Origin of the sequence: Kluyvera sp. NPDC087067 (assembly GCF_044745165.1) — a bacterium.
Lineage (GTDB): Bacteria > Pseudomonadota > Gammaproteobacteria > Enterobacterales > Enterobacteriaceae > Kluyvera.
In genome coordinates this window covers 1-24,173 of sequence record NZ_JBIUZS010000013.1, presented here as the reverse complement: position 1 = coordinate 24,173, position 24,173 = coordinate 1, and the positions used below count along the sequence as shown (strand labels likewise).

Sequence of the window (24,173 nt, the reverse complement as noted above, 5' to 3'; positions counted from 1 at the left end):
GTATAATTTTCGTGGCACAGGAATGCTCACGGCTTTTCCGGTGGACTATAATTTTCAAAGACAAGCACTGTACGAATTGCAGCCCTTATTTTTCCCCGGTTTTCTGCAATTTTCCCAGGACTGGAAACTCGTATGAAACATCCCAACAGAAGTCTGTCGTTTACGACCCCTATTTTTATTAGCTTTGCGAGCATTATCTTCTGTTTTGTTATCATCGCCACGCTCGTCACGTTGATTCAAAGAAATGATATTATCAATGCTTATCATGGTATTAACCGCAATTTCACGCATAATACCGCGGTTAATTACGCTGAATCTATCCTGCACGAAAATGACTACATTTTAGGCCGCGCTACGACCTATTTAGCGCGCAATAATGAACTCGACAATGTGGTAAATAAGGACCCGGAGAAAGGGCTGCAATCGATGATGCAGTTATTATCGATGATGCCAACGGTTTCCTCGCTCTCTATTGCGGATACTGAAGGCCACTATCTTCGCGCGCCACAGGCGATTGAACGCGCCAATGCTCCCGTATTCGATGCCACCAGCCGTCCGTGGTTTATTCATCAAGGCGATGTCGGGATTTTTAGTCGTTATACCCAACCTTATGTTGATTTCTTCACCCACCAGCAAACCATCACGCTGGCAAAACCGGTCATCTCGACCGACGGTAAGTTGAAAGGCACGCTGGCCTTTCACTTCGATCTCACCGCAATGAGTCATACGCTGCGCCAAATGAAACCACCGGTAAAAGGTGAGTTCTTTATGGTGAATCATAAAGGCCAAGCTCTGCTCCACCCGGACAGCAGCAAGCTCTTTCAGACCGTAGTCCCGGAAAAATTACTCGGCAATATGACAGCGGGTGACGGCGAGATTTTCGATAAAGCGAGCCGCACCTGGTACTACTACTATTCGTTTACCAATCCCGACTGGTTTGTTATTTATAAAGTTTCGGGCAAAACTCTCAGCCAACTTGCTCACCATGAAAGCATTATCGCCAGCTGGGGCTTTGCGCTGGCGGCGATCATCATCATCACCTTCGGCTTGTACCTACGCCAGGCATCTCGCGGTATCCTGATGAATATCATCAACGCCATCAAAACCGGCAATAGCCAGCATGCGCCGGGGCTGGAAGTGATGCTGCACAAAGCCATTGAGGTTAATAAAGAGCGTGAACGTGCTTATGTCAGACAGGCCACGGTGGACTCACTGACCGGATGTAAAAACCGTTGGGCATTCGACACCGATATCACCGAGCTAATGAACACGCATCAGCCTTTTGCGCTGGCGTTAGTCGATATTGATAACTTTAAATCGATTAACGACACCTGGGGCCATTTGAGTGGCGATATCGTGCTGCGTAATGTCGCCCGCGAAGGCATCACTATTCTCCAGGCGCATGGGCTTTCGCTGTATCGTTATGGCGGTGAAGAATTTGCGGTGATCTTCACGGCAGAACTTGTTCAACAGGCGGAAGCGTTACTTGAGCTGTGGCGGATAAACGTCGCCAGCCGGACATGGCGTGAAGAAGGGCTCAAAGTCACCTTCAGCGCAGGGCTTGGCGAATGGCATCTGGAAACACTCGAACATCTGGTTTCCAGCGTCGATGAGGCACTCTATAAAGCCAAACGTCAGGGAAAAAATCGCATCTTGCGTACCTCCGATTCTTAAACTTCTCCGTCGTTAGTAAAACCCGCCTGGCGGGTTTTATCTCTTTCTCTCACGAAAAATGTAACCGGTTTCAGTTTTTTGAAGCGATCTTTGTGATGCCTTACACACAATCGCTGCAAAGCGGTTGTTGATCGTTTCAGCTCGCGATAAACATGAGGTATCACGGTCATGAGGGAGCATTTATGAAGAATATCGTTTTATGCTGCGCTGCGGGAATGTCCACCAGTATGCTGGTTCAACGCATGAAAGACGCCGCTCAGAAGAAAGGCATTGAGGTCTCAATTAAAGCCGTACCAGTGGCCGAATTTAAAGCAAATATCAACGATGCCGATATCGTGCTGCTTGGGCCGCAGGTGAAGTATGAGCAAGCTAAATTGCAGGCTCTGGCTGACCCACTGGGCAAAAAAGTCGCCGTTATCGACATGATGGACTACGGCATGATGAAAGGCGATGTCGTGCTTGAGAAAGCCCTTAAGCTAATGGAGTGATAAAGACGTGGAAGATTTAGAATCAATCATCATGGAGCTGCTGGTCAATGCGGGTGCCGCACGGAGTTCAGCATTAACCGCGTTGCAGCTTGCTCGTAAAGGTGACTTTGACGGCGCAGCAAAAGCGATGGAAGAATCTCGTGAGTTTGTCAAACAGGCTCATGGTATCCAGACCCAGCTCATCGGCCTTGACGAAGGCACGGGTAAATTACCGGTTAACCTGATTACCGTTCACTCTCAGGACCACCTGATGAATGCGATGGTCATTCAGGATCTGGCGACCGATATGATTGAACTGTATCGTCGTATTCCTCTGGTCAGCTAATCACGCGACCTTAAGAACGCACAAGGCACCCGATGGGGCCTTGTGCGTTTTCGCCTTTGAGCTATCTTTTTTGCCGCTGGCTGCGGTAAGTATCCAACACTACCGCAACGACAATAACGGCACCTGTAATCACCCGTTTTGTTGGCTCACTCGCCCCAATTTGCGCCAGTCCCGCCGCTAATACTGAAATTATAAGCGCTCCCAGGAACGTGCAGATAACGGATCCTCTGCCCCCCATCAAACTGGTTCCGCCAATAACAACTGCCGCAATGACCTGCAATTCCATCCCCACACCGCCATTGGGGTCGGCCGCTTCCAGACGGGCGACCTGAAATAACGATGCCAGCCCGGCCAGTGCGCCCATAAGCGCAAAAACGATCACTTTGTACGGCGCAGGATTAATCCCCGATAATCGCACCGCCTCTTCGTTAGTGCCGATACCAATCAGATGGCGACCAAAAATGGTGCGCGTCAGCACCAGGTGTCCCGCAATGATCACGAGGATGGCAATAACAAATGACGGTGAGATGCCCAGGACGATAGGGTCGGCAAGGAAGTCAAAGCTCGAACCAATGTAGGCAGTACGCGAATCGGTGAGTTGATACGCGCTACCGCGGGCCATCTCCAGCATCCCCAGTGAGACAATAAACGTTGGAATACGCCAGATAACGGAGATAAGCCCGGTCAGAGAGCCGACAAAGGTTGCGGCCACAATGCCAGAGAGCGCCGCCAGCCAGGGTGACCAGTGTAGATTGAGATAGGTGACACTCACCACCGCCGCCGACAGCGCTAAAACCGAGCCCACCGACAGATCGATACCGGCAATAATCAATACAAACGTCATCCCAACCGACATCACCATCAGGTCAGGTATTTGGTTGGCGATAGTGCTAAAGGTATTCAGACTTAAAAAGTGATCGCTCAGGAACGAGAACAGGATAATCATCGCCAGCAGCGCGCCAATTAACCCCAGATAACTGCTCAGCGCGCGCCATGAAACCGAAGTATTACTCATCGTGTAATTTCCCTGTGGCATGTTGATAGCCAGAAAATGCCGCGGCCAGAATGGCATCCTGCGTCCAGGTCTCGCGGGTAAATGTCTCCACTAACTTACCGGCAGACAGCACCACAATGCGGTCGCAAATCTGCATCAGTTCTCTAAGATCGCTTGAGACAACGATTAGCCCTTTGCCACTTTGCGTTAATTCATTGAGCAGTAGATAGATATCCCTCTTAGCACCTACGTCGATACCCCGCGTCGGTTCATCAAAGAGGATCACATCACAATTACGCTCCAGCCAGCGGCTAATCAGCACCTTTTGCTGGTTCCCACCGGATAAGCTCTCCACTGCAAGCCCGGCCCCGGAGGTGCGGATCCCCAGCCGGGTAATGTACTTCTGCGCCAGCTGCCGTTCCTGAAAAGCGTTAAGCCATGACCAGCGGCTGACCTTTTCGCTGTTACCCAATGCGGTATTCGCCGCCACCGAGTGTGGCAACAATAGCCCCTCCCCTTTACGGTCTTCCGTCACCAGTGCGATACGGTGCGCAATCGCCTCCGACGGCGAGCGGAGGATAACGGGTTTCAGGGGATCGCCCACCAGCAACTGCCCGCTATCTATACGGTCTGCGCCAAAAATCGCCCGCATCAATTCAGTTCTTCCTGATCCAACCAGCCCGCTGATACCCAGAACTTCGCCACGATGTAACGTTAAGGAGATATCCTGTAACGCGTCGCCGCGGCAAAAATGTTCCACCTTCAGTATCGGATTACCCGGGCGTCGGGCGCTCACATCAAAAGTGCTGTCCAGGTCGCGCCCCACCATCAGTGAAACCAACTGATCACTGCTATAACGCTTAATATCATCGGTGCAGACGACGTTACCATCACGCAGCACCGTAATATCATCGGCAATTTGCGCGAGCTCATCGAGGCGATGAGAGATATAAACCAGTGAAACGCCGCGCTGTTTAAACAGCTGAATTTGTGCAAATAACAGCTCAACTTCACGGCTGGTTAGCATGGCGGTCGGTTCATCAAGAATAAGCACCCGGCTATCGCCAATCAGGTTACGGGCAATTTCAATCATCTGCTGATGACCGATCCCCAACTCTCCCACCAGCATATCCGGGTTAAGCGTCTGCAAACCCACCATCGACATTACCGGCAAGGCCATCTCCCGCAGGCGTTTACGGTTTATCCATCCACCCCAGTTGGGTAACGTCTCCAGAAAGAGGTTCTCGGCAATGGTTAAGGTCGGCAGCAGATTCAGCTCCTGCATCACCATGCGGATACCGAGTTTTTCAGCCTCTTTGCGACTGGCGGGGGCATAAGGCTGTCCGAGGTAGGTCATCGTGCCGGTCGTAGGCGGAATCAGGCCGCCGATGATTTTGGACAAGGTACTTTTGCCGGCCCCGTTCTCCCCCGTGAGCGCCAGCACCTTTCCGGCATATAACGTCAGATTAATATCGCTCAGCACCGGTTCGTTGTAGGTTTTTCCGATGCCGGACATTGACAGAATTTCTTGATAATCAGCCATTTTCGCCCGTACCTGCTCTGTCGAATCCCTTTAAAATCTGGGGGACACGCAGTCCCCCAGAAAGTCAGATGCGCGTTACTGCTTCACAATCAGTTTCACCGGCGTCTCGACGCTGCCCGAAAGATCGCTCTGTTTTTTCCCGGCCTTTAACGCGTCCAGCGCGGTATTAATGCCAAATACCGCCTGCTGAGAAGCAAACTGATCTGCCGTCGCCAGCACGCGTCCATCCTGCAACATCGGTTTAATCGCTTCGATATTGTCATAGCCGACAACCTGCACCTGACCCCGTTTCCCGGCAGCGCGAATCGCTGATACCGCGCCCAGAGCCATATTATCGTTGTCCGCCAGCAGCGCTTTAATGTTCGGGTATTCACTCAACATCGCGGCCGCAATCGTATTGGCATTGTTCATTTCCCACTGACCGGACTGTACGGAAACGACCTTCATTCCGCCCGCTGACATGGCATCCTGGAAGCCCAGCGTACGCTGTTGGGAGTTAGTGGAGGTTGGAATACCTTCGATAATGCCGACCTCATCACCGGCTTTCAGATGTTTGGCAAGGTAATCGCCAATGTCTTTCGCGCCCTTACGGTTGTTTGGCCCCACAAACGGTACGTTCAGCCCTTTGTCTTTTAACACTGCGGCATCGAACTGGTTGTCGATGTTAATCACCAGGATCCCGGCATCAATCGCCTTTTTCACAACCGGCACCAGCGCTTTTGAGTCGGAAGGGGCAATGATGATGGCATCCGCTTTGGAGACAATCATTTGCTCAACAATCTGGATCTGGCTGGAAGTGTCGGTTTCATTTTTAATACCGTTTGAAACCAGATCGAATTTATCGGCATTTTTCTTTTGGTAATCTTTCGCCCCATTTTCCATGGTCAGGAAAAACTCATTCGCCAGTGATTTCATCACCAATGCAATTTTCGGTTTATGCGGTGCCGTATCAGCAGAATACGCAGGAGTCATTACAGCGGCTGATAAAACCAGCGCTGATGCCGCACCAAGAAAATAAGAAAATACTTTTTTATTCATAATGTTATCCATTTTGTAAGGTAGGGTAAGACGCTATACCCGATGCAGTATAGTCAAGCAAAATGGCGGTCAGAGTGAGGCACTGCACAATATCCCGGCATGCTTCCCGGCGGTGCAGAAATAAGAGAGGAAGGTAAAAATTGGCAATAAAAAAGGCCTGTCATAATGACAGGCCTTTTCAACTTATCGCACTAGCGTAGGCGATTAGTCTTTATCAGAACCACCCAGACCTGCGTTCAGCAGTTCTGCCAGGCTTGCAGATGCATCTTCCGCAGTGACCTGCGGTGCTGCTGGCTGCTCGCCCGCTGCGCGACGGCGCATACGATCCTGGTGATACGCATAACCGGTACCAGCAGGGATCAGACGACCCACGATGACGTTCTCTTTCAGGCCACGCAGTTCGTCACGTTTACCCGCAACGGCTGCTTCGGTCAGGACACGAGTTGTCTCCTGGAACGATGCGGCAGAGATGAACGACTCGGTTGCCAGAGATGCTTTGGTGATACCCAGCAGGTCGCGAGCATAAGTTGCTGCCACTTTGCCGTTCGCTTCCAGATCGCGGTTAGCAATCTTAACGCGGGAGTATTCAACCTGCTCGCCTTCCAGGAAGTCGGAGCTACCAGCATTCTCAATGGTCGCTTTACGCAGCATCTGACGAACGATAACTTCAATGTGTTTATCGTTAATCTTAACGCCTTGCAGACGGTAAACGTCCTGTACTTCGTTGGTGATGTAACGCGTTACCGCGTGTACGCCACGAAGACGCAGGATGTCGTGCGGTGCTTCTGGACCATCGGAAACCACGTCACCACGTTCTACACGTTCGCCTTCGAACACGTTGAGCTGACGCCATTTTGGAATCATCTCTTCGTATGGATCGCTACCGTCTAACGGAGTGATAACCAGGCGACGTTTGCCTTTGGTTTCTTTACCGAAGGAAATGATACCGGTAATTTCCGCAAGGATAGCTGGCTCTTTCGGACGACGTGCTTCGAACAGATCCGCAACGCGTGGCAGACCACCGGTGATATCTTTGGTACCGCTGGATTCCTGAGGAATACGCGCCAGAGCATCACCTGCACTGATCTGAATGCCATCTTCCAACTGAACAATCGCTTTACCCGGCAGGAAGTACTGAGCAGGCATATCGGTGCCTGGGATCAGAACATCGTTACCGTTAGCATCAACGATTTTCAGCGCTGGACGCAGATCTTTACCACCCGTAGTACGCTCTGCAGAATCCAGAACGACCAGTGAAGACAGACCAGTCAGCTCGTCGGTCTGACGAGTAATGGTCTGGCCGTCAATCATGTCGGTGAAGCGCAGGAAGCCGCTCACTTCGGTGATAACTGGCATGGTGTGTGGATCCCAGTTTGCTACGGTTTCACCGCCAGCAACCTGCTCGCCATCGCCTTTCGCCATAACAGAGCCGTAAGGCACTTTATAGCTTTCTTTGGTACGACCGAATTCGTCGATCAATTTCAGCTCGGTGTTACGAGAAGTGATCACCAGTTTACCGCTGGAGTTCACAACCGACTTCGCGTTGCTGAGCTTGATGCTACCTTTGTTCTTAACCTGGATGCTGGATTCAGCAGCCGCACGAGATGCCGCACCACCGATGTGGAACGTACGCATCGTCAGCTGTGTACCCGGCTCACCGATGGACTGTGCCGCGATAACGCCGATAGCCTCACCTTTGTTGATGATGTGGCCACGCGCCAGGTCACGACCGTAGCAGTGCGCACATACACCAAAGTCGGTGTCACAGGATACAACGGAACGTACCTTGACGGAGTCAACGGAGTTCTCTTCCAGCAGGTCACACCACTGCTCGTGCAGCAGAGTGTTGCGTGGAACCAGAATATCCGCTGTGCCCGGCTTCAGAACGTCTTCAGCAGTCACACGACCCAATACGCGATCGCGCAGTGGCTCTTTAACGTCACCACCCTCGATAACCGGGGTCATGGTGATGCCTTCCAGCGTGCCACAGTCATCTTCAGTCACAACCAGATCCTGCGCAACGTCAACCAGACGACGCGTCAGATAACCGGAGTTAGCTGTTTTCAGTGCGGTATCCGCCAGACCTTTACGAGCACCGTGAGTCGAGATGAAGTACTGGAGTACGTTCAGCCCTTCACGGAAGTTCGCGGTGATTGGCGTTTCGATGATGGAGCCATCTGGCTTCGCCATCAGACCACGCATACCTGCCAGCTGACGAATCTGTGCCGCGGAACCACGCGCACCGGAGTCGGCCATCATGTAGATGCTGTTGAAGGAAACCTGCTGCTCTTCGACGCCGTCACGGTTAATAACGGTTTCAGTTTGCAGGTTGTCCATCATCGCTTTAGATACACGATCGTTCGCCGCAGCCCAGATATCGATGACTTTGTTATAACGTTCGCCAGCGGTAACCAGACCAGACTGGAACTGCTCCTGGATCTCAGCAACTTCAGCTTCTGCTTCGCTGATGATTTCGTATTTCTTCTCTGGGATAACCATGTCGTCGATACCAACAGATGCGCCTGAGCGCGCTGCATAGGCAAAGCCGGTGTACATGGTCTGGTCAGCGAAGATTACGGTCGGCTTCAGACCCAGAATGCGGTAACAGGTGTTCAGCATTTTGGAGATAGCTTTCTTACCCAGCGCCTGGTTGACGATAGAGTAAGGCAGACCTTTCGGTACGATCATCCACAGAATCGCACGACCAACGGTCGTGTCTTTCAGGCTGGTGTGCGCGACGAATTCGCCGTTTTCATCTTTTTCGTATTCGGTGATACGCACTTTAACGCGCGCATGCAGAGAGGCCAGACCTGCGCGATAAATACGCTCAGCTTCTTTAGGGCCAGTCAGCACCATGCCTTCGCCTTTGGCGTTAACACAGTCACGGGTCATGTAGTACAGACCCAATACAACGTCCTGAGAAGGAACGATGATTGGCTCGCCGTTCGCAGGTGACAGGATGTTGTTGGTAGACATCATCAGCGCACGCGCTTCCAGCTGGGCTTCCAGCGTCAGCGGTACGTGTACAGCCATCTGGTCACCATCGAAGTCGGCGTTATATGCCGCACAGACCAGCGGGTGCAGCTGGATAGCTTTACCTTCGATCAGTACTGGCTCAAACGCCTGGATGCCCAGACGGTGCAGTGTTGGTGCACGGTTCAGCATAACCGGGTGTTCGCGGATGACTTCGTCCAGGATATCCCAAACGACAGCTTCTTCACGCTCAACCATTTTCTTAGCGGCTTTGATGGTGGTGGCCAGGCCACGCAGTTCCAGCTTGCCGTAGATGAACGGTTTGAACAGCTCCAGTGCCATTTTCTTCGGCAGACCGCACTGATGCAGACGCAGGTATGGACCTACGGTGATTACAGAACGACCGGAGTAGTCAACACGCTTACCGAGCAGGTTCTGACGGAAACGACCCTGTTTACCTTTGATCATATCAGCCAAAGATTTCAGAGGACGTTTGTTAGAACCGGTGATTGCACGACCGCGACGACCGTTATCCAGCAGGGCATCGACCGCTTCCTGCAGCATACGTTTTTCGTTACGTACGATGATGTCAGGCGCAGCCAGATCCAGCAGGCGTTTCAGACGGTTGTTACGGTTGATAACGCGACGATACAGATCGTTCAGATCTGAAGTTGCGAAACGACCACCATCCAGCGGAACCAGCGGACGCAGATCTGGCGGCAGAACCGGCAGAACGGTCAGGATCATCCACTCTGGCTTGTTGCCAGACTGTACGAACGCTTCCAGCAGTTTGATACGCTTGGTCAGCTTTTTACGCTTGGTTTCGGAGTTGGTTTCGTTCAGCTCTTCACGCAGAGTTTCACACTCTTGCTCCAGATCCATGCTTTTCAGCAGGGCCTGGATAGCTTCCGCACCCATCTTCGCGTCGAATTCATCACCGAACTCTTCCAGCGCGTCCAGATACTGCTCTTCAGTCAGGATCTGTTGACGTTCCAGGTTGGTCATCCCGCCTTCGATAACAACATATGATTCGAAGTACAGTACGCGTTCGATATCACGCAGTGGCATATCGAGCAGCAGACCGATACGGGACGGCAGCGATTTCAGGAACCAGATGTGCGCAGTTGGACATGCCAGCTCGATGTGGCCCATGCGCTCACGACGCACTTTGGTCTGGGTCACTTCAACGCCGCACTTCTCACAGATCACACCACGGTGTTTCAGGCGCTTGTACTTACCGCACAGGCACTCGTAATCTTTTACTGGCCCAAAGATACGGGCGCAGAAAAGGCCGTCACGCTCAGGCTTGAACGTACGGTAGTTAATGGTTTCCGGCTTTTTAACTTCACCGAAAGACCATGAACGGATCATGTCTGGCGATGCCAGAGCAATTTTGATCGCATCAAACTCTTCGGTTTTAGTCTGCGCTTTCAGAAACTTTAATAAATCTTTCACGGATTTGCTCCCGTCGGAGTTAGCACAATCTGGCGCCGGGTCTTACCCCGGCACCAGTGACCTGTTTGAGCGAGAGTTACTCGTCTTCCAGCTCGATGTTGATACCCAGCGAGCGGATCTCTTTCAACAATACGTTGAACGATTCCGGCATGCCTGGTTCCATCTGATGGTTACCGTCTACGATGTTTTTATACATCTTAGTACGGCCATTCACGTCATCAGACTTAACGGTGAGCATTTCCTGAAGGGTGTATGCTGCGCCATATGCTTCCAGCGCCCACACTTCCATCTCCCCGAAGCGCTGACCACCGAACTGAGCCTTACCACCCAGCGGCTGCTGAGTAACCAGGCTGTAAGAACCGGTAGAACGCGCGTGCATCTTGTCATCGACCAGGTGGTTCAGTTTCAGCATGTACATGTAACCTACGGTTACCTGACGCTCAAACTGCTCGCCGGTGCGACCATCAAACAGCGTAATCTGACCTGAAGATGGCAGTCCACCCAGTTCCAGCAGCTCTTTGATTTCCGCTTCTTTCGCGCCGTCAAAGACTGGCGTTGCGATTGGCATACCCTTACGCAGGTTTTCAGCCAGACGCAGAACTTCATCATCGCTGAAGGTGCTCAGGTCGACTTTCTGACGAACGTCGGTGCCCAGATCGTATGCACGCTGGATGAATTCGCGCAGTTTCGCAACTTCCTGCTGCTGTTTCAGCATGGCGTTGATCTTATCGCCGATACCTTTTGCAGCCATACCCAGGTGGGTTTCAAGGATCTGACCGATGTTCATACGCGATGGTACGCCCAGCGGGTTCAGTACGATATCTACCGGCGTACCGTTAGCATCGTGTGGCATATCTTCGATCGGGTTGATCTTGGAGATAACACCCTTGTTACCGTGACGACCTGCCATTTTGTCACCAGGCTGGATACGGCGTTTAACGGCCAGGTATACCTTAACAATCTTCAGCACGCCCGGTGCCAGATCGTCGCCTTGGGTGATTTTGCGGCGTTTCGCTTCGAGTTTTTTCTCAAACTCGTGCTTCAGTTCGTCATACTGTTCAGCCAGCTGTTCCAGCTGATTCTGTTTTTCTTCGTCGTTCAGACCGAGTTCTAACCAGCGATCGCGAGGCAGTTTGTCAAGCTTCTCAGCTTCAACACCACCGGCAACCAGCACAGCGTAGATACGGCTGAACAGGCCAGCTTCGAGGATCTGCAGTTCTTCAGACAGGTCTTTTTTGGCCTGCTTCAGCTGCATTTCTTCGATTTCCAGCGCACGTTTGTCTTTTTCTACGCCATCGCGAGTAAAGACCTGAACGTCGATAACGGTACCAGAAACGCTGTTTGGTACGCGCAGAGAAGAGTCTTTAACGTCAGACGCTTTCTCACCGAAGATCGCACGCAGCAGCTTCTCTTCTGGGGTCAGCTGGGTCTCACCTTTCGGCGTTACCTTACCAACCAGAATGTCGCCACCGGTCACTTCTGCACCAATGTAAACGATACCGGACTCATCCAGTTTGGAGAGCGCAGCTTCACCCACGTTCGGGATGTCAGCGGTGATCTCTTCTGGCCCCAGCTTGGTGTCACGGGACACACATGCCAGTTCCTGAATGTGGATGGTGGTGAAACGGTCTTCCTGAACAACACGCTCGGATACGAGGATGGAGTCTTCGAAGTTGTAACCGTTCCATGGCATGAATGCCACGCGCATGTTCTGACCTAACGCCAGTTCACCCAGGTCGGTAGATGGGCCATCTGCCAGCACGTCGCCGCGCTCGATTGGCTCACCCAGAGACACACATGGCATCTGGTTAATACAGGTGTTCTGGTTAGAACGGGTGTATTTGGTCAGGTTATAGATGTCGATACCCGCTTCGCCCGGATACATCTCGTCTTCGTTAACTTTGATAACGATACGGGATGCGTCAACGTACTGAACGGTACCGCCACGCTTGGCTACTGCAGTAACACCGGAGTCGACGGCAACAGCACGTTCCATACCGGTACCAACCAGCGGCTTATCAGCACGCAGAGTTGGAACGGCCTGACGTTGCATGTTCGCACCCATCAATGCACGGTTGGCGTCATCGTGTTCAAGGAACGGGATCAGGGACGCACCGACGGATACCACCTGTTGGGTGGATACGTCCATGTAGTCAACCTGGTCGCGGCTGAACAAGCTGGATTCGCCTTTGCTACGGCAAGTTACCAGGTCTTCTTCAAAGTGGCCTTCGTCATCCAGGTTGGAGTTCGCCTGAGCGATAACGTAGTTGCCTTCTTCAATAGCAGACAGGTAATGAATTTCGTCGGTTACAACACCGTCAGTCACTTTACGGTACGGAGTCTCAAGGAAACCGTATTCGTTAGTCTGTGCGTACACGGACAGGGAGTTGATCAGACCGATGTTTGGACCTTCAGGCGTTTCGATTGGACATACGCGACCGTAGTGAGTCGGGTGTACGTCTCGAACTTCAAAGCCTGCACGTTCACGGGTCAAACCGCCCGGGCCGAGGGCAGAGATACGACGTTTGTGCGTAATCTCAGACAACGGGTTGTTCTGGTCCATAAACTGGGAAAGCTGGCTGGAACCAAAGAACTCTTTAACCGCAGCAGAAATCGGTTTGGCGTTGATCATATCCTGAGGCATCAGGGTATCCAGATCGCCTAAAGACAGACGCTCTTTCACCGCACGCTCAACACGTACCAGGCCCACGCGGAATTGGTTTTCCGCCATTTCGCCTACGGAACGGATACGACGGTTGCCGAGGTGGTCGATATCATCGACTTCGCCTTTACCGTTACGGATATCAATGAGCTTTTTCATCACTTCGATGATGTCTTCTTTGCTCAGGATACCGGAACCTTCGATTTCGTCGCGCAGCAGAGAACGGTTGAACTTCATACGACCAACCGCAGACAGATCGTAGCGGTCTTCGGAGAAGAACAGATTCTCAAACAGGCTTTCAGCCGCTTCACGAGTCGGCGGCTCACCAGGGCGCATCATGCGGTAGATTTCTACCAGTGCGCTCAGGCGATCGTTAGTTGGGTCGACGCGAATCGTTTCAGAGATGTACGCACCGTGGTCCAGATCGTTGGTGAACAGCGTTTCGATACGCTTGTGACCAGCCTGGCTCAGCTTAGCCAGCAGATCCAGGCTCAGCTCCATGTTCGCTGCACAAATCAGCTCACCGGTAGATTCGTCAACGTAGTCTTTAGCCGCAACTTTACCCGCGATGTACTCAACCGGAACTTCGATATGTTTGATATCGTCTTTTTCCAGCTGGCGAATGTGGCGCGCAGTAATACGACGTGCTTTTTCTACGTAGATTTTGCCGTTCGCTTCGATATCGAAGGAAGCAGTCTCACCGCGCAGGCGTTCTGGAATAAGTTCCATCTGCAGCTTGTTGTCACGAATTTCGAAGACAACTTTGTCAAAGAACAGGTCAAGGATCTGCTCAGTGGTGTACTGCAGCGCACGCAGAATGATGGTTGCAGGCAGTTTTCGACGACGGTCGATACGGACAAACAGGTTGTCTTTCGGATCGAACTCGAAGTCCAGCCATGAACCACGGTAAGGAATGATGCGCGCGTTATACAGCACTTTACCCGAAGAGTGGGTTTTACCCTTATCGGAGTCAAAGAAGACGCCAGGGCTACGGTGCAGCTGAGAAACGATAACACGCTCAGTACCGTTGATAACAAAGGTACCGTTGTCGGTCATGAGCGGAATTTCGCCCATGTACACTTCTTGTTCTTTAATGTCTTTTACGGTGCCTTCCGGCGCTTCGCGCTCGTAGATCACCAGACGCAGTTTTACGCGCAGCGGTGCAGAATAAGTCACGCCACGGATCTGACATTCCTGAACGTCGAAGACCGGTTCGCCCAAGCGGTAGCTGACGTATTGCAGCTCCGAATAACCGCTGTAGCTCTTAATCGGGAATACGGAACGGAAAGCTGCTTCCAGACCATACTGACCTTCAGGATCTTGCTCGATAAACTTCTGGAACGAGTCAAGCTGGATAGAAAGGAGATAAGGTATGTCCAGAACCTGCGGACGTTTACCAAAATCCTTACGAATACGTTTTTTCTCGGTATAGGAGTAAACCATAGGGTTCCTCAGCTCGCTGACAAGTCGACGCATCTGTCCATAGGCAGACAGTTTGTGCAACACTATTTTGTGGACCGGAAAATGGAACACTTTCCGCAATACCTGTTGCTATCACGCTTAAACCATTTCATTGCGATTTACACAGAGCGAGCACCCTGTCGCAATATATTAAGTCGTCGATAGAAACAGGCATTGTCAGGACAGCCAGCAGTCAAACAGTGTGAAATGCTACTGGCGCCTTACAGCGCAAAATGGCTGGTGACTAAAAAGTCACCAGCCATCGGCCTGATTTCTCAGGCTTCAACTAGAAAAGTTGGCTTATTTAACTTCAACTTCAGCGCCAGCTTCTTCCAGAGATTTTTTCAGTGCTTCAGCGTCATCTTTGCTCACGCCTTCTTTCAGTGCAGCTGGAGCAGATTCTACCAGGTCTTTAGCTTCTTTCAGACCCAGGCCAGTTGCGCCACGTACTGCTTTGATTACTGCAACTTTGTTCGCGCCAACAGCTTTCAGTACGACGTCGAATTCAGTTTTTTCTTCAGCAGCTTCAGCTGGACCTGCAGCAACAGCTACAGCGGCAGCAGCAGAAACACCGAATTTTTCTTCCATTGCAGAAATCAGTTCTACAACGTCCATTACGGACATAGCTGCAACTGCTTCAATGATTTGATCTTTAGTGATAGACATTTAAATTGTTCCTGAAAATCAGAATAAGTTTATACGTAAGCAAATACTTTACAAAGACAACTGCGATTAAGCAGCTTCTTTCGCATCGCGTACAGCAGCCAGAGTGCGAACCAGTTTGCCAGCCGAAGCTTCTTTCATGGTTGCCATCAGGCGTGCAATTGCTTCTTCGTAGGTTGGCAGTGTAGCCAGGCGATCGATTTGCGATGCCGGGATCAACTCACCTTCAAAGGCTGCGGCTTTGACCTCAAATTTTGCATTCGCTTTCGCGAAATCTTTGAACAGACGAGCAGCTGCGCCCGGGTGTTCCAGAGAATATGCAATCAGGGTCGGACCAACAAACGTGTCTTTCAGGCACTCGAACTGAGTACCCTCAACGACGCGGCGCAGCAGGGTGTTACGAACAACACGCATGTATACGCCAGCTTCACGACCTGCTTTACGCAGTTCAGTCATTTTGTCTACAGTAACGCCACGGGAATCCGCAACTACTGCAGACAGCGCGCCTTTGGCTACTTCGCTGACTTCAGCAACAATCGCTTGTTTGTCTTGAAGATTTAAAGCCATTAGCTTTGCTCCTGGATGTTTGCCGGGACTCATGCCCCGGAACTCACTTCACTCTCCCAAACGGAAAGAGCGTCTAAATACGGTGAGCAGAAACAAGCCAGAGTATTAAAAATAATCTTAGCGTTCTGTCACCGTCTACGCAGGGCATTAAGCTTCTTTCGAAACACCTGCGGTCTTCGACGGAGGCCTGGATAGGCCAGGCTCCAACGAACAAATCTTTTAGCCGCTAACAATTGTTAGCAAACGTGGGGGTAAGATTGTAGACAAAATCACCGCCCACGTAAAGGCATTAGTTTGCAGCAGCGCTCAGGCCAGCCTGGTCTACTGCAACACCCGCACCCATGGTGGTGGAGATGCTAACTTTCTTGATGTACACGCCTTTCGCCTGAGTTGGTTTTGCTTTTTTCAGCGCAACCAGCAGAGCTTCCAGGTTTTCTTTCAGTTTGTCAGCGTCAAAGTCCACTTTACCGATGGTGGTGTGGATGATGCCGTTTTTGTCGTTACGATAACGAACCTGACCTGCTTTAGCGTTCTTAACCGCTTCAGCAACGTTAGGCGTTACGGTACCAACTTTAGGGTTTGGCATCAGACCACGTGGGCCCAGAACCTGACCCAGCTGGCCAACAACGCGCATTGCATCAGGAGAAGCAATAACAACGTCGAAGTTCATTTCGCCTTTCTTGATCTGTTCAGCCAGATCTTCCATACCTACCAGCTCAGCGCCAGCAGCTTTAGCTGCTTCAGCGTTAGGGCCCTGGGTAAATACGGCAACGCGAACGGAACGGCCAGTACCGTGCGGCAGTACAGTTGCACCACGTACGTTCTGGTCAGATTTACGAGCGTCGATACCGAGGTTAACGGCAACGTCAACGCTTTCGTTGAATTTAGCAGTGGCCAGCTCTTTCAGCAGAGCAATGGCTTCGTTGATGTCGTACTGCTTAGTAGCATCAACTTTGTCACGGATCACGCGCATACGCTTGGTCAGTTTAGCCATTTCTTAATCCTCCACTACCAGGCCCATGGAACGTGCAGTACCTTCGATTGAGCGAGTCATCGCTTCAATGTCGGCGCCAGTCATGTCGGCAGCTTTGGTCTGCGCGATTTCCTGCAGCTGAGCGCGGGAAATTTTACCAACTTTGTCTTTGTTCGGCTTACCGGAACCAGACTTAATACCAGCTGCTTTTTTCAGCAGAACTGCTGCTGGAGGCGTTTTGGTAATGAAGGTGAAAGAACGGTCAGCGTAAACGGTGATAACAACCGGAATTGGCAGACCTTTTTCGATGGAATCAGTTTTTGCGTTGAACGCTTTGCAGAATTCCATGATGTTCACGCCCTGCTGACCCAGTGCTGGACCAACCGGTGGACTTGGGTTCGCCATACCAGCTGCAACCTGCAGCTTAACGTAGGCTTGGACTTTCTTAGCCATTCTAAAATCCTCTAATTGGGTAATAGCGCCTTAAAAAGGCTCCCCGTGATATAAAAATTCGTTTTACAGGCATACGCCCATAAAAACAAAAGGCGCGGAATTGTATGCCAATTTCGCGCCCTATGCAACGATTAGATCGCTGCTTTTTTGATCGTAGTCTTACGCTTTTTCTACCTGAGCAAAGTCCAGCTCTACCGGGGTCGCACGACCGAAGATAGATACGGAAACTTTCAGGCGTGACTTTTCGTAATCAACTTCTTCAACAACGCCGTTAAAGTCAGCAAATGGACCATCGCTGACGCGAACCATTTCACCCGGTTCGAACATAGTTTTCGGACGCGGCTTATCACCTACCTGCTGCAGACGGTTCATGATCGCGTCGACTTCTTTGTCGCTGATAGGTGCAGGGCGGTCAGAAGTACCACCGATAAAGCCCATCACGCGAGGAACGCTGCGTACAAGGTGCCAGCTTGCGTCGTTCATCACCATCTGAACAAGGACGTAGCCTGGGAAGAATTTACGTTCGCTTTTACGACGCTGGCCGCCACGAATTTCGACCACTTCTTCGGTCGGAACCATAACTTCGCCAAACAGCTCTTCCATATTTTGTAATTTGATATGCTCGCGCAGCGAAGTCGCTACACGGCCTTCAAAACCGGAAAACGCCTGAACGACGTACCAACGCTTTTTAGGTGCTTCAGACATCTTAGAACCTCAGGCCAGTGATAAAGGATACCAGGCGAACCAGAATACCATCCAGTCCCCACAGGATCAGTGACATTACCGCAGTGACCGCAGCAACGATAAGCGTTGTGTGCAGTGTTTCCTGGCGAGTCGGCCAAATCACCTTACGAACTTCGGTTCTCGCTTCACGTGCAAACGCCACGGTCGCTTTGCCTTTCGTCGTCAACAGCGCGACACCACCCGCTGCAGCAATAATAATTACTACGGCCAGCGCACGCAGCGGCAGCATCATGTCACGATAAAGGTAGTTACCTACGATTGCTGCGATCAGCAACACGGCAACGACTACCCACTTCATCGCTTCCAGGCCGCGCCCGCTCCCTTGAGCTTCGGTATTCGCACTCATAAACCAACCTGTCAGAAGTATTCTACAAACATTTCCACCCCGCGAGTGCGAGGCGATCCAAACCGAAATTGAGTTTCGGACTAAACGCCCTCTACAGAGCCTGTCTCAGCAATGATTATGGCAAAAAAAATCACTGATGAGCCAGGTTCTGGTTCGACAGCGTATAAAAAGGGCATCAAATGATGCCCTTTTATTGCGCATTGCGTCAAATGTTATCGGCAATTAGCTCATTACTTTGGCAACAACACCTGCGCCAACGGTACGGCCGCCTTCACGGATTGCGAAACGCAGACCGTCATCCATCGCGATTGGGTGGATCAGGGTAACAACCATTTTGATGTTGTCGCCCGGCATTACCATCTCAACGCCTTCTGGCAGTTCGATGGTGCCAGTCACGTCAGTAGTACGGAAGTAGAACTGTGGACGGTAGCCTTTGAAGAACGGAGTATGACGGCCGCCTTCGTCTTTGGACAGGATGTACACTTCAGATTCGAACTTGGTGTGTGGCTTGATAGAACCCGGCTTAGCCAGAACCTGGCCACGCTGGATTTCTTCACGCTTAATACCACGCAGCAGAACGCCGCAGTTCTCGCCTGCACGACCTTCGTCCAGCAGCTTACGGAACATTTCAACGCCGGTACAGGTAGACTTAGCAGTCTCTTTGATACCAACGATTTCAACTTCTTCACCAACTTTGATGATACCGCGCTCAACACGACCGGTAACAACGGTACCACGACCGGAGATGGAGAATACGTCTTCGATAGGCAGCAGGAACGGCTTGTCAATCGCACGCTCTGGTTCTGGAATGTAAGAATCCAGGAAGCCAGCCAGTTCGATGATTTTTGCTTCCCACTCTGCGTCGCCTTCCAGCGCTTTCAGCGCGGAACCACGAACGATAGGAGTGTCGTCGCCTGGGAAATCGTACTGAGACAGAAGTTCACGAACTTCCATTTCTACCAGTTCCAGCAGCTCTTCGTCATCAACCATGTCGCATTTGTTCAGGAACACGATGATGTAAGGAACGCCTACCTGACGACCCAGCAGGATGTGCTCACGAGTCTGTGGCATAGGGCCATCAGTTGCAGCAACAACCAGGATCGCGCCGTCCATCTGCGCAGCACCGGTGATCATGTTTTTAACATAGTCGGCGTGGCCTGGGCAGTCTACGTGTGCGTAGTGGCGAGTCGGGGTGTCGTATTCAACGTGAGAAGTGTTGATGGTGATACCACGAGCTTTTTCTTCTGGTGCGTTATCGATCTGGTCGAAAGCACGAGCAGCACCGCCGTAGGTTTTAGCCAGTACGGTAGTGATTGCTGCAGTCAGGGTAGTTTTACCATGGTCAACGTGGCCGATAGTACCGACGTTGACGTGCGGTTTGGTACGTTCAAATTTTTCTTTAGACATCGATAGTCCCTCTAATACACGGATAAATCGGTGATATCACCACATCAACCAGACGAGAAGCCTGAACTGTTGAATGCATTAATTTAAACAGAGAGAAACGGGAAGGAGAAGTGAAGTGGTGCTGATACCCAGAGTCGAACTGGGGACCTCACCCTTACCAAGGGTGCGCTCTACCAACTGAGCCATATCAGCACGTCTGGAGCGGGCAGCGGGAATCGAACCCGCATCATCAGCTTGGAAGGCTGAGGTAATAGCCATTATACGATGCCCGCATCCTGAAACTCGGCTACCCAGTTCTTTCTGTGCAAAAAAAAGAGATTTCTCTCTTTTTTCTGTTTGAGCTAGTTATCTTACCAACCAACTCTGGCTTCGCAATGCTAAGCCTGAAAGTGGTGGTGGGGGAAGGATTCGAACCTTCGAAGTCTGTGACGGCAGATTTACAGTCTGCTCCCTTTGGCCGCTCGGGAACCCCACCTGATGGTGCCGACTACCGGAATCGAACTGGTGACCTACTGATTACAAGTCAGTTGCTCTACCTACTGAGCTAAGTCGGCATCAAGTAGCGCGCATTCTATGTAGACCTGTGCCGACATGCAACTAAAAAATTGCATAAAATGTTCTATCGCTCATGTTTTGTGCATTCGCGCGTAAAAACCAAGCAAGACGCCCGTTTTATGACCAAAAATAGCGCTATCGGCGTATCGCTCCCCGCCTTTCATCAGGCTCATATCAGTAGAAGTTAATAGAGAATGAACTTTTGACTGCGTTTTGTTTCTTTATAGCAGTCACATTAAGCCCCTCTTGTTTAGCGCTACGCTAAAGAGCGGTGTTTTCTCACGAAAGCGCCACTCATTTGGATTTTTTCTTCTTTTTCTCTTCCATCTGGTGTTAACCTCCTGCCCATTGTCCTGATTAACTGAATGTGAAGCCTCGCGTGAAATCAGCGCGGTAGCCAGAACATGCTTATGAAAAAACAAGAGCAAGCGTTAATGACACCTTATCTACAGTTCAATCGTAGCCAGTGGGCGGCGCTGCGTGATTCAGTGCCAATGACCCTGACTGAAGGGGAAATTACGCGTCTGAAAGGTATCAACGAGGATTTGTCACTAGAAGAAGTGGCAGAGATCTATTTGCCTTTATCACGCCTGTTAAACTTCTATATAAGTTCTAACCTGCGTCGCCAGGCGGTACTGGAACAATTTCTCGGCACCAACGGCCAGCGTATCCCGTATATCATCAGCATTGCTGGCAGCGTCGCGGTTGGTAAAAGCACGACGGCGCGTGTACTGCAGGCACTGCTGAGCCGCTGGCCTGAACATCGCCGCGTTGAGCTCATCACCACCGATGGCTTCTTGCACCCTAACGAAGTGCTTAAAGAACGTGGCTTGATGAAGAAAAAAGGCTTTCCGCAGTCTTATGATATGCACCGGTTGGTTAAGTTCGTTTCGGACCTGAAGTCAGGCGTGCCAGATGTTACTGCGCCGGTTTATTCTCATCTGATTTATGATGTCATCCCCGATGGGGATAAAACGGTTACCCATCCAGATATTTTAATTCTTGAAGGGTTAAATGTTTTGCAAAGTGGAATGGATTATCCACACGATCCGCATCATGTATTTGTATCCGACTTTGTTGATTTCTCTATATATGTGGATGCACCGGTCGATCAGTTAAAATCATGGTATATCAATAGATTCTTAAAATTCCGTGAAGGTGCTTTTACCGACCCGGATTCTTATTTCCATAATTATGCACAGCTTTCGGAAGAGGAAGCGATTAATGTCGCTACCTCCTTGTGGAATGAGATTAACCTACGGAATTTAAACGAAAATATTTTACCCACTCGTGAGCGAGCAAGCCTCATCATGACGAAAAGCGCCAACCACTCGGTTGAGCAGGTACGTTTGCGTAAGTAATTGCGTTTAAAAAAGGGAGCCTGAGCTCCCTTTTTTTTATTCTGCGCTGCGAAGTGAAATCTCTCCACCTATCCATGGTTTAATTATTCCATCCTGCTCAAGTAATAATGCGCCCTGAGCATCAATGCCGCGAGAAATACCAAAGATCTCTTTATCGCCAATAATCAGTTTAACCGGACGGTTAATAAAGTTATCGAGTTTTTCCCAGCGATGCAAATAAGGAGCAAGCCCTTCTTGTTCGAACACACGTAAAGCATCGTGGAGTTCATTTATCAGGCGAGCAGCCAGAATATTGCGATCGATAACAATTCCAGCCTCCTGCAGGTTAATCCAGCCCTGATTGATAACGTCATTCTCAACCCGACGCATAACGAGGTTGATACCGGCTCCTATCACAATTTGTGCCGCATCTCCGGTTCTGCCGGTGAGTTCAACCAGAATTCCCGACAGCTTACGGTCATTGAGATAAAGATCATTTGGCCATTTGACTCGAACCTGGTCAGCCCCCAGTTCTTGCAATACTTCAGCCATAACAATACCAATGACGAGGCTGAGACCAATTGCTGCGGCGGGGCCCTGCTCTAAACGCCAGAACATGGATAAATACAGATTCGCCCCAAAGGGGGAAAACCATTTACGCCCACGTCGGCCACGCCCCGCCTGCTGGTATTCAGCAACGCAGGCATCACCCGATTTCAGTTCAGTAATACGATCCAGAAGATACTGGTTGGTTGAATCAATAACGGGAAGGACGGCAACGCTGCCATTCTTCACATTACTACGAATCCGTTCGGCATCCAGTAATTGGATAGGTTCAGGCAGGCTGTAACCTTTTCCAGGCACGGTAAAAACATCGATACCCCAGTCGCGTAAGGTTTGAATATGTTTATTAATTGCCGCTCGACTCATCCCCAGCAGCTCGCCCAATTGCTCGCCGGAGTGGAACTCACCATCAGCAAGCAGGGATATGAGGGTTAATGGAACCGTATTATCTTTCATTTTATTACCTCAACCGCGCTGACTTCGCCTTTATGACCAATAAATCGAACTTCCGGCTCCAGCCAAACGTTGAATTTCTGGCCCACTTGTTGGCGTACATGGTGGGCTAATTTGACAACATCCTGACTTTGCGCATTTTCAATGTTTATCAAAACCAGCGCCTGGTGTTGGTGTACCGCAGCTCCCCCTTCAATATGGCCTTTCAGATCGCATTGATCGATGAGCCAACCCGCGGCTAGCTTGACGCTGCCATCTTTCTGCGGGTAGTGCGGCGCTTTGGGGAAATTTGCTAACAAGGTTTGGGCGTATTCAGCGCTAACAACGGGATTCTTAAAGAAGCTACCGGCGTTGCCGTTGACTTTTGGATCGGGCAGCTTGGTCATGCGCATATGGCATACGGAATCAAAGACCTCACGTGGAGTGACCGTAGTTGGGTCTAATCGCGTGAGATCGCCGTAGGTAAGCACCGGCTGCCAGGCTTTTTGCAATCTTAAGCCGACGGCAACAATCACATAGCGATCCTGGTAGGCATGTTTGAAGATACTGTCACGATAGCCAAACTGACACTCCTTAGCCGACAGGCGTTGCTGCTCACCCGTAGACAGTTCAATGCAATCGACATATTCGCAAACATGCTGTAGTTCGACACCATATGCACCGATATTTTGGATCGGCGATGAACCGGCGCAGCCGGGGATCAGCGCAAGATTTTCCAGGCCTGGCATGTCGTTTTCGAGAGCGAAACGTACCAATTGATGCCAGTTTTCCCCAGCGCTAACGTGTAAATGCCATGCCTCCGCAGTCTCACTGACCTTAATGCCTTTAAGACGATTAAGAATAACAGTGCCGGAATAGTCTTCCAGAAACAGAACATTGCTCCCTTCGCCGAGAATTAAAACCGGTAATCCTTCACGAGTAGCGTGCTGCCAGGCACTTAATAGTTGTTGTTCATTTTCAGCGCATACGATGTGCTTAGCACAGTGGTCAATGCCGAAGGTATTAAAGGGTTTTAAGGAGTGGGTCATGGCTGCTTTCCTGAGGCTAAATCGACGACAGTTTACCGTATCTGCAAGGGGAAGGCTTGTGGTTATGTGAAGAGGACGGCCGCGGAGTCATTATAATTGCCGGGATTTTCAGCATAGATAGGTGAAATATTGCAGATGCATTGGGTTCGAAGCTTCCCCGGAGTCGGCGTGAACGCCTCGTCCGGGCTACCTTCCGCACCATATTGTAGCCCGGGCGAACGCAGTGACCCCGGGAATTTCAACGGTTCCGCATTCCGCACGCATGCCAGCTCCCCCGGAGTCGGCGTGAACGCCTCGTCCGGGCTACCTTCCGCACCATATTGTAGCCCGGGCGAACGCAGTGACCCCGGGAGTTTCACCGGTTCTGCATTTCGCACAGACGCAAAAAAGCCCATCCGGCAGGATGGGCTTCTTCACTTGTTTGATGCCTGGCAGTTCCCTACTCTCGCATGGGGAGACCCCACACT

18 protein-coding genes and 4 tRNA genes are annotated in these 24,173 nt (G+C 50.9%); 4 read left to right on the top strand and 18 right to left on the bottom strand.

The genetic code is table 11. The features are described from left to right. Window positions 1-132: 132 nt before the first annotated feature. From ACIPDS_RS21375 to ACIPDS_RS21365, 3 genes are all read left to right on the top strand, one after another. Entirely contained in the window at window positions 133-1,674 is a 1,542-nt protein-coding gene (locus ACIPDS_RS21375) for a diguanylate cyclase domain-containing protein (protein WP_400740213.1), read from the top strand. Window positions 1,675-1,856: 182 nt separating this feature from the next. Continuing rightward, window positions 1,857-2,162: a PTS sugar transporter subunit IIB gene (locus ACIPDS_RS21370; RefSeq protein WP_035895906.1), complete on the top strand. Its 306-nt coding sequence runs from the start codon at window positions 1,857-1,859 to the stop codon at window positions 2,160-2,162. A gap of 7 nt (window positions 2,163-2,169) precedes the next feature. Then, window positions 2,170-2,487 (top strand): PTS lactose/cellobiose transporter subunit IIA, encoded by a 318-nt coding sequence (locus ACIPDS_RS21365; RefSeq protein WP_166517297.1) that lies wholly within the window; start codon window positions 2,170-2,172, stop codon window positions 2,485-2,487. Between the two features lie 61 nt (window positions 2,488-2,548). Here the strand turns inward: ACIPDS_RS21365 and ACIPDS_RS21360 are convergent, their stop codons facing one another. From ACIPDS_RS21360 to ACIPDS_RS21285, 16 genes are all read right to left on the bottom strand, one after another. Next, window positions 2,549-3,502, bottom strand: coding sequence for an ABC transporter permease (locus tag ACIPDS_RS21360; RefSeq protein ID WP_400740208.1), 954 nt, complete (start codon window positions 3,500-3,502; stop codon window positions 2,549-2,551). Then, window positions 3,495-5,024: a sugar ABC transporter ATP-binding protein gene (locus tag ACIPDS_RS21355; RefSeq protein ID WP_400740205.1), complete on the bottom strand. Its 1,530-nt coding sequence runs from the start codon at window positions 5,022-5,024 to the stop codon at window positions 3,495-3,497. Before ACIPDS_RS21355 ends, ACIPDS_RS21360 begins: the two co-directional genes overlap by 8 nt. Window positions 5,025-5,099: 75 nt before the next feature. Further along, the gene (locus tag ACIPDS_RS21350; protein ID WP_400740202.1) at window positions 5,100-6,062 is read right to left on the bottom strand and encodes a sugar ABC transporter substrate-binding protein; all 963 of its coding nucleotides are present in this window, start codon (window positions 6,060-6,062) and stop codon (window positions 5,100-5,102) included. Between the two features lie 204 nt (window positions 6,063-6,266). After that, a complete protein-coding gene (rpoC, locus tag ACIPDS_RS21345) occupies window positions 6,267-10,490 on the bottom strand; it encodes a DNA-directed RNA polymerase subunit beta' (RefSeq protein ID WP_400740199.1) in 4,224 nt (1,407 codons plus the stop codon). A gap of 76 nt (window positions 10,491-10,566) precedes the next feature. After that, window positions 10,567-14,595, bottom strand: coding sequence for a DNA-directed RNA polymerase subunit beta (rpoB, locus tag ACIPDS_RS21340; protein ID WP_400740196.1), 4,029 nt, complete (start codon window positions 14,593-14,595; stop codon window positions 10,567-10,569). A gap of 318 nt (window positions 14,596-14,913) precedes the next feature. Further along, window positions 14,914-15,279 carry a 50S ribosomal protein L7/L12 gene (gene rplL / locus ACIPDS_RS21335; protein WP_052285352.1) on the bottom strand — a complete coding sequence of 122 codons (366 nt, stop codon included), beginning with the start codon at window positions 15,277-15,279 and terminating at the stop codon, window positions 14,914-14,916. Window positions 15,280-15,345: 66 nt separating this feature from the next. After that, on the bottom strand, window positions 15,346-15,843 hold the full coding sequence (gene rplJ, locus ACIPDS_RS21330; RefSeq protein WP_166181225.1) for a 50S ribosomal protein L10: 498 nt from the start codon (window positions 15,841-15,843) through the stop codon (window positions 15,346-15,348). Between the two features lie 289 nt (window positions 15,844-16,132). Further along, window positions 16,133-16,837, bottom strand: a complete 705-nt coding sequence (rplA, locus tag ACIPDS_RS21325; RefSeq protein ID WP_400740191.1) for a 50S ribosomal protein L1 — start codon at window positions 16,835-16,837, stop codon at window positions 16,133-16,135. A gap of 3 nt (window positions 16,838-16,840) precedes the next feature. Beyond that, a complete protein-coding gene (gene rplK, locus ACIPDS_RS21320; protein WP_012133815.1) occupies window positions 16,841-17,269 on the bottom strand; it encodes a 50S ribosomal protein L11 in 429 nt (142 codons plus the stop codon). Window positions 17,270-17,428: 159 nt separating this feature from the next. Continuing rightward, on the bottom strand, window positions 17,429-17,974 hold the full coding sequence (gene nusG / locus ACIPDS_RS21315; protein WP_052285355.1) for a transcription termination/antitermination protein NusG: 546 nt from the start codon (window positions 17,972-17,974) through the stop codon (window positions 17,429-17,431). Between the two features lies 1 nt (window position 17,975). Further along, on the bottom strand, window positions 17,976-18,359 hold the full coding sequence (gene secE / locus ACIPDS_RS21310) for a preprotein translocase subunit SecE (protein WP_166517301.1): 384 nt from the start codon (window positions 18,357-18,359) through the stop codon (window positions 17,976-17,978). Window positions 18,360-18,581: 222 nt separating this feature from the next. Further along, window positions 18,582-19,766 (bottom strand): elongation factor Tu, encoded by a 1,185-nt coding sequence (tuf, locus tag ACIPDS_RS21305; RefSeq protein ID WP_400740185.1) that lies wholly within the window; start codon window positions 19,764-19,766, stop codon window positions 18,582-18,584. 116 nt (window positions 19,767-19,882) lie between these two features. Further along, window positions 19,883-19,958, bottom strand: a tRNA-Thr gene (locus ACIPDS_RS21300). A gap of 5 nt (window positions 19,959-19,963) precedes the next feature. Continuing rightward, window positions 19,964-20,038 (bottom strand) — tRNA-Gly (locus ACIPDS_RS21295). Between the two features lie 118 nt (window positions 20,039-20,156). Next, window positions 20,157-20,241, bottom strand: a tRNA-Tyr gene (locus ACIPDS_RS21290). Window positions 20,242-20,244: 3 nt separating this feature from the next. Further along, window positions 20,245-20,320 (bottom strand) — tRNA-Thr (locus ACIPDS_RS21285). A gap of 411 nt (window positions 20,321-20,731) precedes the next feature. On the opposite strand from ACIPDS_RS21285, the gene coaA reads away from it, so the two are divergent. Next, complete coding sequence (coaA, locus tag ACIPDS_RS21280; protein ID WP_166517343.1) at window positions 20,732-21,682, top strand: type I pantothenate kinase; 951 nt, start codon at window positions 20,732-20,734, stop codon at window positions 21,680-21,682. Between the two features lie 36 nt (window positions 21,683-21,718). Here coaA and birA read toward each other — a convergent pair whose 3' ends face one another. After that, window positions 21,719-22,681: a bifunctional biotin--[acetyl-CoA-carboxylase] ligase/biotin operon repressor BirA gene (gene birA / locus ACIPDS_RS21275; protein ID WP_400740181.1), complete on the bottom strand. Its 963-nt coding sequence runs from the start codon at window positions 22,679-22,681 to the stop codon at window positions 21,719-21,721. After that, complete coding sequence (gene murB / locus ACIPDS_RS21270; RefSeq protein WP_166517341.1) at window positions 22,678-23,706, bottom strand: UDP-N-acetylmuramate dehydrogenase; 1,029 nt, start codon at window positions 23,704-23,706, stop codon at window positions 22,678-22,680. Before murB ends, birA begins: the two co-directional genes overlap by 4 nt. Between the last annotated feature and the right edge of the window lie 467 nt (window positions 23,707-24,173).